The 12461-nt window shown below is 70.1% G+C and carries 13 protein-coding genes; 8 read left to right on the top strand and 5 right to left on the bottom strand.

The features are described 5' to 3' along the window. Positions 1-63 precede the first annotated feature (63 nt). The 7 genes from sufB to SS2_RS09160 all read left to right on the top strand — a co-directional run bounded on the left by sufB (position 64) and on the right by SS2_RS09160 (position 6273). A complete protein-coding gene (gene sufB, locus SS2_RS09190) occupies positions 64-1512 on the top strand; it encodes a Fe-S cluster assembly protein SufB (RefSeq protein WP_066463319.1) in 1449 nt (482 codons plus the stop codon). Further along, a complete protein-coding gene (gene sufD / locus SS2_RS09185) occupies positions 1512-2801 on the top strand; it encodes a Fe-S cluster assembly protein SufD (protein WP_066463317.1) in 1290 nt (429 codons plus the stop codon). The genes sufB and sufD overlap by 1 nt, the downstream gene beginning before the upstream one ends. Then, positions 2798-3139 carry a non-heme iron oxygenase ferredoxin subunit gene (locus SS2_RS09180; RefSeq protein WP_066463315.1) on the top strand — a complete coding sequence of 114 codons (342 nt, stop codon included), beginning with the start codon at positions 2798-2800 and terminating at the stop codon, positions 3137-3139. Before sufD ends, SS2_RS09180 begins: the two co-directional genes overlap by 4 nt. A 10-nt stretch (positions 3140-3149) precedes the next feature. Then, entirely contained in the window at positions 3150-3911 is a 762-nt protein-coding gene (gene sufC / locus SS2_RS09175) for a Fe-S cluster assembly ATPase SufC (protein ID WP_066463313.1), read from the top strand. A gap of 60 nt (positions 3912-3971) precedes the next feature. Continuing rightward, positions 3972-5276 (top strand): cysteine desulfurase, encoded by a 1305-nt coding sequence (locus SS2_RS09170; RefSeq protein ID WP_066463312.1) that lies wholly within the window; start codon positions 3972-3974, stop codon positions 5274-5276. Positions 5277-5289: 13 nt separating this feature from the next. Next, positions 5290-5817, top strand: coding sequence for a Fe-S cluster assembly sulfur transfer protein SufU (gene sufU, locus SS2_RS09165; RefSeq protein WP_066463311.1), 528 nt, complete (start codon positions 5290-5292; stop codon positions 5815-5817). A gap of 75 nt (positions 5818-5892) precedes the next feature. Beyond that, positions 5893-6273 (top strand): metal-sulfur cluster assembly factor, encoded by a 381-nt coding sequence (locus SS2_RS09160; protein ID WP_066463342.1) that lies wholly within the window; start codon positions 5893-5895, stop codon positions 6271-6273. Positions 6274-6356: 83 nt separating this feature from the next. Here the strand turns inward: SS2_RS09160 and ypfJ are convergent, their stop codons facing one another. The 5 genes from ypfJ to SS2_RS09135 form a co-directional block, all read right to left on the bottom strand. Next, positions 6357-7241, bottom strand: a complete 885-nt coding sequence (gene ypfJ / locus SS2_RS09155) for a KPN_02809 family neutral zinc metallopeptidase (protein ID WP_066463310.1) — start codon at positions 7239-7241, stop codon at positions 6357-6359. A 17-nt stretch (positions 7242-7258) separates the two neighbouring features. After that, on the bottom strand, positions 7259-8341 hold the full coding sequence (locus SS2_RS09150; protein ID WP_066463309.1) for an ATP-binding protein: 1083 nt from the start codon (positions 8339-8341) through the stop codon (positions 7259-7261). Positions 8342-8428: 87 nt separating this feature from the next. Next, the gene (locus SS2_RS09145) at positions 8429-9169 is read right to left on the bottom strand and encodes an energy-coupling factor transporter transmembrane component T family protein (protein WP_083942066.1); all 741 of its coding nucleotides are present in this window, start codon (positions 9167-9169) and stop codon (positions 8429-8431) included. Positions 9170-9207: 38 nt separating this feature from the next. After that, positions 9208-9930: an energy-coupling factor ABC transporter ATP-binding protein gene (locus tag SS2_RS09140; RefSeq protein ID WP_066463307.1), complete on the bottom strand. Its 723-nt coding sequence runs from the start codon at positions 9928-9930 to the stop codon at positions 9208-9210. A gap of 55 nt (positions 9931-9985) precedes the next feature. Next, positions 9986-10594: a biotin transporter BioY gene (locus SS2_RS09135; protein ID WP_066463305.1), complete on the bottom strand. Its 609-nt coding sequence runs from the start codon at positions 10592-10594 to the stop codon at positions 9986-9988. Between the two features lie 226 nt (positions 10595-10820). Between SS2_RS09135 and SS2_RS09130 the strand changes: the two genes are divergently transcribed. Beyond that, the gene (locus tag SS2_RS09130) at positions 10821-12419 is read left to right on the top strand and encodes an ABC-F family ATP-binding cassette domain-containing protein (RefSeq protein WP_066463303.1); all 1599 of its coding nucleotides are present in this window, start codon (positions 10821-10823) and stop codon (positions 12417-12419) included. Positions 12420-12461 lie beyond the last annotated feature (42 nt).

Here is a 12461-nt window from a genome sequence, read left to right as displayed (position 1 = left end):
CCGCCCGCCACAGACGCACGGCCCAGCAGCACCCGTGAACGAACGGTCCCTGGAAGGAACACTATGAGCGCCCAGACGCAAGAGTCGGCGAACGCGCCGGAGAAGCAGAGCGACGAGGAGATCATCGACTCGATCGGTTCGTACGGCTACGGCTGGCACGACAGCGACGACGCCGGCAAGCTCGCGCGCCGTGGCGTGGACGAGTCTGTCGTGCGCAACATCTCCGAGCTGAAGAACGAGCCCGAGTGGATGCTCAAGCTCCGCCTGAAGTCCCTCAAGCTCTTCGAGAAGAAGCCCATGCCGAACTGGGGCGCAGACCTCTCGGGCATCGACTTCGACAACATCAAGTACTTCGTCCGCTCGACCGAGAAGCAGGCGACGAGCTGGGAAGACCTCCCGGACGACATCAAGGAGACCTACGACCGCCTGGGCATCCCCGAGGCGGAGAAGCAGCGTCTCGTCGCCGGTGTCGCCGCCCAGTACGAGTCCGAGGTCGTCTACCACCAGATCCGTGAGGACCTGGAGGAGCAGGGCGTCATCTTCGTCGACACCGACACCGGTCTGCGGGAGTACCCGGAGATCTTCGAGCAGTACTTCGGCTCGGTCATCCCGGCCGGCGACAACAAGTTCGCCGCGCTCAACACTGCCGTCTGGTCCGGTGGCTCCTTCGTCTACGTCCCCCCGGGCGTGCACGTGGACATCCCGCTCCAGGCCTACTTCCGGATCAACACCGAGAACATGGGCCAGTTCGAGCGCACGCTGATCATCGCGGACGAGGGCTCCTACGTGCACTACGTCGAGGGCTGCACCGCGCCGATCTACACCTCTGACTCCCTGCACTCCGCGGTCGTGGAGATCATCGTCAAGAAGAACGCCCGGGTGCGGTACACGACCATCCAGAACTGGTCGAACAACGTGTACAACCTCGTCACCAAGCGCGCCACGGCCGCTGAGGGCGCGACGATGGAGTGGGTCGACGGCAACATCGGCTCCAAGGTCACCATGAAGTATCCGGCGATCTACCTCATGGGCGAGCACGCCCGTGGCGAGACGCTGTCCATCGCCTTCGCCGGCGAGGGCCAGCACCAGGACGCCGGCGCCAAGATGGTGCATGCGGCCCCGCACACCTCCTCGTCCATCGTGTCGAAGTCGGTGGCACGCGGTGGCGGACGCACGTCCTACCGCGGTCTGGTGCAGGTGCTCGAGGGCGCCGAGCACTCCGCCTCCAACGTGCTGTGCGACGCGCTGCTCGTCGACCAGATCTCCCGCTCGGACACCTACCCCTACGTCGACGTCCGCGAGGACGACGTCTCGATGGGACACGAAGCGACCGTGTCGCGTGTCAGCGAGGACCAGCTGTTCTACCTCATGTCCCGAGGTATGGCTGAGACCGAGGCCATGGCCATGATCGTGCGCGGGTTCGTCGAGCCCATCGCGCGCGAGCTGCCCATGGAGTACGCCCTCGAGCTCAACCGCCTCATCGAGCTGCAGATGGAAGGGTCCGTCGGCTGATGGCCAGCACACAGACAGAATCCACCACGTCCGACGTCGCGGCCGGCCTGAGCACGGATCACTCCCGTGCCGCGGCCGACGGCGCGCACACCCACGGTGTCGGCGGGACCCCCCAGGGGTCTCGCGCCGAGCGCCTGACCTCCTTCGACGCCGACGTCATCACCGTGCCGTCCGGACGCGAAGAAGAGTGGCGCTTCTCCCCGGTCGCCAAGCTGGCGCCGCTGTTCTCCACCGAGCTGGCGTCCTCGGGCGTCCAGACGACCGTCGTGGAGGCCCCTGAGGTCACCGTCGAGATCGTCCCGCGCTCCGACGCCCGTCTGGGCCAGGCCGGCGTCCCCGGTGACCGCACCGCGGTCGCCGCGTGGAACGCCGTCAAGGAAGCGACCGTCGTGACCGTGCCGGCTCAGGCTGTCGCCTCGGCCGTGACGTCCATCCGCGTCGAGGGCGTCAGCGCCACGCCGTCGGCGAGCCACCTGCTCATCCACGCCGGTGCGCTGAGCGAGTCGGTCGTGCTGCTGGACCACGTCGGCAACGCCGTGCTCAGCGAGACCGTGGAGATCGTCGTCGAGGACGGCGCGCACCTGACCCTGGTCAGCGTGCAGGACTGGTCCAGCGAGGCCGTGCACGCGAGCTCGCACCGGATCCGCCTGGGCCGCGACGCCAAGGTCAAGCACGTCGTTGTCACCCTGGGTGGCGACGTGGTGCGCCTGACCCCCGACGCCGAGTTCGTCGGCGAGGGCGGCGAGGTCGAGATGGTCGGTCTGTACTTCGCCGACGCCGGTCAGCACCAGGAGCACCGCCTCTTCGTCGACCACGCCGTGCCGCGGTGCAAGTCTCGGGTCACGTACAAGGGCGCCCTGCAGGGCGAGGCCGCGCACACCGTGTGGGTGGGCGACGTCCTCATCCGCAAGGAGGCCGAGGGCACCGACACCTACGAGCTCAACCGCAACCTCGTGCTCTCCGACGGCGCGCGCGCCGACTCCGTCCCCAACCTCGAGATCGAGACGGGTCTCATCGAGGGCGCCGGCCACGCCAGCGCGACGGGTCGATTCGACGACGAGCAGCTGTTCTACCTGCAGGCACGCGGGATCCCCGAGTCCGACGCACGTCGTCTGGTCGTGCACGGCTTCTTCGCCGAGCTCATCCACTCGATCGGCGTGGAGTCGATCGAGGCGCGTCTGCTCGCCTCGATCGAGGCCGAGCTGTCCAAGTCGATGTCCGTCATTGAGGGCACCGCGGGCACCGCGGGCACCGACAGCTCCGACGCTGGCGACCAGGTGACTGCATGAGCGCTCAGCTTGCCTGTCTGACCAGCGACGTCCCGGCCGAGTCGGCACTGCGTGTCGAGCTCGAGGGCGAACGCGGGACGGTCGAGGTCGCGGTCGTCCGCGACGGCGACGGCACGCTGCACGCGATCTCGGACATCTGCTCCCACGGAGCGGTGTCGTTGTCCGAGGGCGAGGTGGAGGGGTGCTTCATCGAGTGCTGGCTCCACGGATCGACCTTCGACCTCCGCACGGGCCAGCCGACGTCGCTGCCGGCGTCGCGCCCCGTGCCCGTCTACCCCTTGAGCGTCGACGGCGAGCGTGTGCTCGTCGACGTCGACGCCCCTCTGACCTTTTCCTAGGAGACTGAACATGTCCACCCTTGACATCCGCGACCTGCACGTCAGCGTCGAGACCAAGGAAGGCGCCAAGCAGATCCTGCGCGGCGTCGACCTCACGATCGACTCGGGCCAGACCCACGCCATCATGGGCCCCAACGGCTCGGGCAAGTCGACCCTGGCCTACTCCCTGGCTGGCCACCCCAAGTACACGGTGACCTCCGGGACCGTGACCCTGGACGGCGAGGACGTCCTCGCGATGACCGTCGACGAGCGCGCCCGCGCCGGCCTCTTCCTGGCCATGCAGTACCCCGTCGAGGTCCCCGGCGTCTCGGTGACCAACTTCCTGCGCACCGCCAAGACCGCGATCGACGGCCAGGCGCCGGCGCTGCGCACCTGGGTCAAGGACGTCAAGGGTGCGATGGAAGCCCTGCGCATGGACTCCTCCTTCGCTGACCGTTCGGTCAACGAGGGCTTCTCCGGTGGTGAGAAGAAGCGTCACGAGATCCTCCAGCTCGAGCTGCTCAAGCCGAAGTTCGCGATCCTCGACGAGACCGACTCCGGCCTCGACGTCGACGCGCTGCGGATCGTCTCCGAGGGTGTCAACCGGGTCAAGGCCAACACCGACGCGGGCTTCCTGCTCATCACGCACTACACGCGCATCCTGCGCTACATCAAGCCGGACTTCGTCCACGTCTTCGTCGACGGCCGGATCGCCGAGGAGGGTGGCCCCGAGCTCGCCGACCGCCTCGAGACCGAGGGCTACGACCGGTTCCTCACGACCGCCACGGCCTGATCCACTCCGAATGACCCGGTGGTGGGCCGCGAGGCCCACCACCACCAGAATCGAGGATCCATGACAGCCACCGACCAGGCCACCGCGGCCACCCGGCTCAGCACAGCCGAGCTCGCCGCGGTCCGCGCCGACTTCCCGCTGCTGGCCCGCACGATGCGGGGCGGTCGGCCGCTCGTCTACCTCGACTCCGGGGCCACCTCCCAGAAGCCCGACCCGGTGCTCGACGCCGAGCAGGACTTCTACGTCCAGCGCAACGCCGCGGTCCACCGCGGGGCCCACCAGCTCGCCGAGGAGGCCACCGAGGCCTTCGAGGGTGCACGGTCCGCCGTGGCCGCCTTCGTGGGCGCTGACGAGGACGAGATCGTCTGGACGTCGAACGCGACCGCCGCGATCAACCTCGTGGCCTACGCGATGTCCAACGCGACCGCAGGACGCGGGGGAGAGGCCGCCCGCCGCTTCGCCCTCGCCCCCGGTGACGAGATCGTCGTCACCGAGGCCGAGCACCACGCCAACCTCGTGCCGTGGCAGGAGCTCGCCGCCCGGACCGGTGCCGTGCTCCGCTGGTTGGAGGTCGACGACTCCGGGCGCATCCGCGTCGACCAGGCGACCTCCGTCATCACCGAGCGGACCCGCGTCGTGGCGTTCACCCACGCCTCCAACGTGACCGGTGCGGTGACCCCGGTCGCCCCGCTGGTCGCCGCGGCGCACGCGGTCGGTGCGCTCGTCGTGCTCGACGCCTGCCAGTCCGTGCCGCACCTGCCGGTGAACCTGCACGAGCTGGGTGTGGACTTCGCAGCGTTCTCCGGGCACAAGATGCTCGGCCCCACGGGCGTGGGTGCCCTGTACGGGCGCCGCGAGCTGCTCGAGGCCATGCCGCCGGTCACCACCGGCGGGTCGATGGTCGAGGTCGTCACGATGACCGAGACCACCTACGCCCCACCGCCGCAGCGCTTCGAGGCCGGCACCCAGATGGTCGCCCAGGCGATCGGGATGGGTGCGGCCGCACAGTACCTGAGCGACCTCGGCATGACCGCCGTCGCCCAGCACGAGCACGAGATCGCCGTCGAGCTGCTCAAGATCGCCGAGATCCCGGGCGTGCGGATCATCGGCCCCACCGAGCCGGTCGACCGTCTGGCGGTCGTGTCCTTCGTCGTAGACGGCGTGCACTCCCACGACGTGGGCCAGGTGCTCGACGACGCCGGCATCGCCGTGCGGGTGGGCCACCACTGCGCCCAGCCGCTGCACCGCCGGTTCAAGGTGGCCGCGACGGCGCGCGCGTCGGCGTCGGTGTACACGACGGTCGAGGAGATCGAGGCGCTGCGGGAATCGTTGGGCACGGTCCGAGCGTTCTTCGGACTGACGTGAGGAGAAAGACATCATGAGCAGCTCGATGGAAGCGCTGTACCAGCAGGTCATCCTGGACCACTCGAAGCGCCCCAACGGCAAGGGCCTGATCGAGGTCAGCGGACCGCTGGCCGGGGAGTCCCACCAGGTCAACCCGACGTGCGGGGACGAGGTCACGATGCGGGTGCAGTTCGCCCAGGACCCCGCCGGCCGCAAGATCGTCGAACGAGTGAGCTGGGAGGGGGAGGGCTGCAGCATCTCCCAGGCCTCCCTGTCGGTGCTCACCGAGCTGGTCACCGGGACGCAGATCGACGAGGTCGAGCGGCTCGGGGAGACCTTCCGCCAGCTCATGCAGTCGCGTGGCAAGGGCCTGGACGAGGCGCTCGAGGACGAGCTCGGCGACGCGACGGCCTTCACGGGCGTGTCGCAGTTCCCGGCGCGGATCAAGTGCGCGCTGCTGGGCTGGGCCGCGTTGCGGGACACCTTCGCGACGTCGGGCGTGCTCGCTGAGGCGACCGCCACCACGACCACGGGCCGGGCCACGAGCACGCCTGACCGGTGACCACCGCTGACCACCGGGGCCCTGACCGGTCCCACCTGACCTTCCATGACCGGCAACCACGAGAGAGAGACCGCCATGAGCAGTGACACTGCGCACGAGAGCGCCCCACAGGAGGCGCCAGCCGTGGCACCCGCCACCGCGGGCGGCCCGCCCAACGTCGCGGACGTCGAAGAGGCCCTGCGTGACGTGATCGACCCCGAGCTGGGGATCAACGTCGTCGACCTCGGGCTCATCTACGGCCTCACGCTCGACCAGAACAACCACGCGGTCATCGACATGACGCTGACCTCCGCGGCCTGCCCGCTGACCGACGTCATCGAGGACCAGACCGGCCAGGCGCTCGAAGGGCTTGTCGACGGCTTCCGGATCAACTGGATCTGGATGCCGCCGTGGGGTCCGGAGAAGATCACCCAGGACGGCAAGGACCAGCTCCGCGCCCTCGGCTTCAACGTCTGAGACCACCGCGGCACAGACGACAGCAGGACCCGGCACCCACGGTGCCGGGTCCTGCTGCGTTCCTCAGTCGCCTCGGGGGCGTGTCAGAGCGTGGTGGCGGTCAACGCGTTGCACTGCTCGAAGGTCCCGCCCTGGTACCCGGTCATGAACCATCGCTGGCGCTGCTCGGCCGAGCCGTGCGTCCAGGACTCCGGGTTCACCGAACCGGTGGCCGCCTCCTGGATACGGTCGTCACCGACCGCCTCGGCGGCGGAGAGGGCGTCGGCCAGGTCGGCCTCGCTGATCGGTTCGAGGAAGGGCTTGCCGGTCTCGGGGTCGGGGAGGGTCGCGGCGTTGCTGGCCCACATGCCCGCCAGGCAGTCGGCCATGAGCTCGATGCGCACCGAGTCCGACTCCGGCCCGGTGCCCGAGCGGTCGGCCGTGCTCATGACGCCGGTGATCTGCTCGATGTGGTGTCCCACCTCGTGCGCGACGACGTACTCCTCGGCGAGCGGACCGCCCGAGGACCCGAACTGATCACGCAGCACGCCGAAGAAGGAGACGTCGACGTAGACCGTCTCGTCCGCTGGGCAGTAGAACGGTCCGGTCGCGCTGGAGGCGTTGCCGCAGCCGGTCGTCGTGGCCTCGGAGAAGGTGACCGCTCCGGGCTGGGTGTAGGCCACCCCTGCCTGCTCGGGCAGGGTCGCCGCCCAGAACGCGTCGAGGGACTCGATGGTCCAGCCGTACCGGCACTCGGAGTCGGCGTTGGCGCGCTCGGCGGTCTCGCAGCCGACGAGGTCGGTCTCGGACTGGGGGGAGGAGCTGTCGGCGAAGAGTCCCGACACGTCCACCCCGAGCAGCTGGGCCACCACCACGATCACGGCGATGCCGAGGCCACCGCCGACCGCCACCCCGCCGGCCTTGCCGGCCCCGCCGGTGCGCTTGCGGACACGCCCTGAGTCGAAGGATCCACCGTCTTGGAAAGTCATACGGGGAGAGTACCGGCTCACATGGGGACGGCGACGTCGCTGCCACCCTCCTGAGTGAGGCGGCCGGCGATCTGCACCACGCTCGCCTCGGGGACGAAGCCCCCGGCGAAGAGGGCCTGGCCCTGGGTGAAGTAGGGGGAGCGGGCGAGCAGGTCCGCTGGAGCGTAGCCGAAGTAGTCGGCGAGCTCGGCGAGGTCGTGCGGTGAGCTCATCTTCATCAGTGCGAGGTTGTCGCACTGGGAGAGCGCGTTGGGGTGGATCTTGGAGGGCCGTTGCGTCGACAGGAGCAGCCACAGCCCGTACTTGCGTCCCTCAGCGGCGATCTGGATGATCCGCTCGGTCAGCGCGGCGTCGACCGGGGTGAGCGGTTCGGCGGTGCAGAGGTTGTGCGCCTCGTCGATGACGATGAGAGCCGGCTGGCGCTGCTCGCGAGTGGCCCACAGGTGGTCCAGGACCGCCAGCGCGGCGACCTTGGGCTCCCAATGCGAGCGGAACCCGCTGAGGTCCATGACGGTCGCCCGGGGGCGGGTATCGACGATGTCCTCGGTCGAGCTGCCACCCCAGGCCCACACGTCCCAGTCCAGGATGCCGAGGTTCTCCAGCCGCAGCAGGAGCTTGCGACGCCCGGGGTCGTCTGCCGAGCGCAGGTGCTGGGCGAGGCTCTGCTGGTTGCGGCTGAGGGCGGTGACCTCCTCCTCGAGGTGGAGCAGGACGTTGTACTCCTCGGCGTCGAGCAACGGGTCCAGCCGCAGCACGGCTGCCTTGGACCGTAGGCCCAGGTCGAGGAACCGGACGAGGAGTCGTTCACCCGGAGCGTCGCCGGACCGCAGGATGCGCACGTCGGTGTCCTTGAGCTGCGCCGCCACGACGGGGTCCACCCCGGCGCGGACCTCGTTCATCCGGACGAAGTCGGCGTTGGGGTCGAGGATGATCAGCGGCAGCCGGGTGCCCAGCAGGAGCTGCTCGAGGACGACGCCCAGGGCGTAGGTCTTGCCCGACCCGCTCTGCCCGCACCAGAAGGTGTGCCGGTTGAAACGACGGGCGTCGAGCTGCGCCGCGGTGGGGTCTACCGCGTCGACTGACTGACCGATCTGGATCATGTGGTGAGCGTAGCTCCGCCGCGCCAGCCTGGCGCGGGATGGCGTCAGATGGTGTCAGGGCTGCCCGCGCGGTGGTCTGGGCTGTCGTCAGACCGCGCGGACGCCGTCGTCTCCGCCGTCACTCCTGGGCCCAGAGCTGTCGTCGCCGCTGTCAGCGTCGTCGTCGTCGAGCACGCCGCGGGCGGCGAGAGCGTCAGCGGTCGTGTGCGCGCGTGCCACCGCGCGCAGCACGAAGGGGACCAGGAGCGCTCGCGGTGAGCGGTCCAGCCCGCGAGCCCGCGCGGCGTCGCGCACGTCCCAGCCGAGGTCGATGAGGGCAGGGATCGTGCGCAGGACGAGGGAGACCGCCAGGGCGAAGGTCTGGGGGCGCAGACCGACGTGGCGCAACGGCCCGGCGGTCCGGGTCATGGCCTCGAGCAGCTGGTCGCTGCGGGTGGTGGCGGTCAGGCACGTGGCGAGCCCGATGACGGCGAGCAGGCCGGCGGACACGACCAGCGCGTCCTGCCAGCCGCGCGCCCACCACTGGTAGGCGCCGAGCCCGAGCACCACGACGACGACGGGGGCCAGCGTGCGCGCAGTGGCGCGCAGCGGCACGCGAGCGACCATCAGCACGGCCACCGCGGCACCCAGCGCGCACACCGCGACCACCGGCTGCTGCGTCCAGGTCACCACGACCGAGACCGCCGCCAGGGCGAGGAGCTTCCATCCCGCGCCGAGGCGGTGCACCCATGACGTGCCCGGCACGTACAGGCCGAGCGGGCCCGCCCAGCGCGGGCGCAGGGTGCGCCGGCGACGGGGCGCGGACGCCGGTGAGCTCGGTGGCCCCAATGGCCTCGTGGGCTCGCCAGGTGTCCTGGACGCCGCGGTCACGGCCAGCCAGGGGCTGCGGACCGCTGCGCCATGAGCTCGCGGTAGAACGTCACCGCAGGGGCGGGGAGGCCGTCGTAGACCACCTGGGCCTGGTCGACGACGAGCACCCGGTCCGCGCGCGCGGCTGCCTCGAGGTCGTGCGTCACGTGCACGAGCTGCTGGTCCAGGCCCGCGAGCAGGTCGTTGACGTGCGTGCGCCAGCGCAGGTCGAGCAGGGTGGTCGGCTCGTCACACACGAGCACCTGCGGCTCGGTGGCCAGCACCCCGGCGAGGGCGAGCAGCTGCTTCTGCCCGCCGGACAGAGCGTGCACGCTGACGTCGGCGAGGTGCGCCAGGTGGAACCGGTCGAGGATCTCCCGCGCACGCTCCTCGCGCTCGCGGCGGCCCAGACGCAGCCGCCGCAGGGACAAGGTGACGTCCTCGAGCGGGGTGGGCATGACGAGCTGGGAGTCAGCGTCGGAGAAGACGAAGCCGACCTGACGGCGCACGGCACGGCCGTCGTCGTGGGAGTCCAGACCGTTGACCCGCACGTAGCCGCTCGTCGGCAGGACCAGACCGTTGACGAGCCGGGCCAGGGTGGACTTGCCGGACCCGTTCGCCCCGATGACCGCGACCCGGTGCTCGGTCAGGGTCAGCGTGGTGGGTTCCAGGATGGTCACCTCGCCGCCCGGGGCAGCCGGGGAGGCGACAGCGACGTGGGCGCCGAGGAACTCGATCACGACAGGTGCGTGCAGGATGGGTGCGAGGTGCGGCGGGGCATGGGGCGGGGCATGGTCACGAGCGTCGCTGCAGGCCCGGGAAGGCGCGCAGCACCGCGGCGGCGGTGACGGCGGCGGCAGCGCACTTGAGGAGGTCGCCCGGGATGAAGGTGGCGTTGGCCACGAAGGCCTCACCGACGGTGAGGTCCAGCCGCCAGGCCATGCCGGCGATGCCCAGGGGGTAGACGACGGCCACGGTCGCGGCGACGCAGGCGGCGAAGATGCCCACCGTCCGGGCGGCGCCACCGATGCGCGCGGGGATCCGGCCGACGAGCAGCCCGACGACGGCGGCTGCGACGGGGAAGGAGACGACGTAGCCGACCGACGGTCCCGCCAGGACCATGAGCCCCGTGCGCCCCCCGGAGAACACCGGGACGCCGGCCAGGCCGATCGCGAGATACAGGCCCAGGGCGAGCAGCGCTCGCCGCGGCACGAGCACCGCTCCGGTGAGCAGCACGGCGAAGGTCTGCAGGGTGATCGGGACCGCACCGACCGCGATGGTGAGCATCGCGCAGGCGGCGACGAGGGCGGCGAAGGTCGCCACGAGCGCGACGTCCGTGGCGGCGGTGTCACGGGTGAGGTGACGCCGCACCGGCGCGGCCTGGTTCACGGGTAGGTCTGTCATGGTCCCTCACGGTGGTCAGTGCGTCGGAGGTGCGTGTGACGCAACCGACGAATGCAGGTGGGGCGGTCCCGGAGCCGCGCGCCCTCGGGGCACAGGCGCGTCCTGGGAGCCGCTGGAGAGCGCCGCTGCGAATAATCGGTGCTGAGTGAAGCCTAACCACGGATAGAATTGGAGGCGTTTGTGCCCGCCCCCAGAACTTGTGGGCATCCTACGGAGGAAACCACCAGTGATCTCTGCCCATGCCGTCGAACTTCGAGTCGGAGCCCGCGTGCTCCTCGAAGAGGCTACCTTCCGCATCGCCCCAGGCGACAGGATCGGGTTGGTCGGCCGTAACGGAGCCGGCAAGACGACCCTGACCAAGGCTCTGGCGGGGGAGACCCAACCCACCCACGGTCAGATCACCCGCACCGGGGACATCGGCTACCTCCCGCAGGACCCGCGCACCGGTGACATGGACATGATCGCCATGGACCGTGTCCTCTCGGCCCGCAACCTCGACCAGCTCGTGCGCGCCATGCGTGACACCGAGGGGGCGATGGCCAGCGCCGACGAAGAGACGCAGATGGCCGCGATGGAGCGCTACCCCGCCCTCGAGGAGCGCTTCACCGCCGCAGGCGGGTATGCCGCAGAGAGCGAGGCCGAGCGCATCGCCTCCAACCTCGGCCTCGACGAGCGCGTCCTGAGCCAGAAGATCGGCACGCTCTCCGGTGGTCAGCGCCGCCGCGTCGAGCTCGCCCGGATCCTCTTCTCCGGCGTCGGCACGCTGCTGCTCGACGAGCCGACCAACCACCTCGACGCCGACTCCATCATCTGGCTGCGCGAGTACCTGAAGTCCTACGCCGGCGGCTTCATCGTCATCAGCCACGACAACGAGCTCATGCGGGCCACCGTCAACAAGGTCTTCCACCTGGACGCCACCCGCGCCGAGCTTGACCAGTACAACCTCGGCTGGGACGCCTACCTGCTCCAGCGCGAGACCGACGAGCGCCGCCGGCGCCGTGAGCGCGCCAACGCCGAGAAGAAGGCGTCGGTGCTGCTCGTGCAGGCCGAGAAGATGCGCGCCAAGGCCACCAAGGCCGTCGCAGCCCAGAACATGATCCGCCGCGCCGAGCGCATGCTCAACTCCCTCGAGGGCGAGCGCGTGAGCGACAAGGTGGCCAAGCTGCGGTTCCCGACTCCCGCCCCGTGCGGGCGCACCCCCCTGACAGCCACCGGCCTGAGCAAGGTCTACGGCTCGCAGGAGGTGTTCACCGGGGTGGACCTGGCGATCGACCGCGGCAGCCGCGTGGTCATCCTCGGGCTCAACGGTGCGGGGAAGACGACGCTGCTGCGCATCCTCGCCGGCGTCGAAGAGCCGAACTCGGGGGAGGTGCACGCCGGTCACGGCCTCAAGCTCGGGTACTACGCCCAGGAGCACGAGACCCTCGACATGAACCTCACGGTCGTGGAGAACCTGCGCCACAGCGCCCCGGACCTCACCGACGTCGAGGTGCGCTCGACCCTGGGATCCTTCCTCTTCTCCGGCGACGACGCGAACAAGCCCACGAAGGTCCTCTCCGGTGGCGAGAAGACCCGTCTCGCGCTCGCGGCCCTCGTGGTCTCCTCGGCGAACGTGCTGCTCCTGGACGAGCCGACCAACAACCTCGACCCTGCCTCGCGCGCAGAGATCCTCGGCGCTCTGAAGAGCTACGAGGGCGCCGTCGTCATGGTCACCCACGACCACGGCGCGGTCGAGGCCCTCGCTCCGGAGCGTGTGCTGCTGCTGCCCGACGGCGACGAGGACCTGTGGAACGACAGCTACGCGGAGCTCATCGAGCTCGCGTGAGCGGATGACGACGGCGGGGCGTGCGGATGATCCGCACGCCCC

This window comes from Sanguibacter suarezii NBRC 16159 (genome assembly GCF_001552735.1).
Classification (GTDB): domain Bacteria; phylum Actinomycetota; class Actinomycetes; order Actinomycetales; family Cellulomonadaceae; genus Sanguibacter; species Sanguibacter suarezii.
Note: the sequence above shows the minus strand (reverse complement) of the source record. Positions and strands in the feature narration are given on the sequence as shown.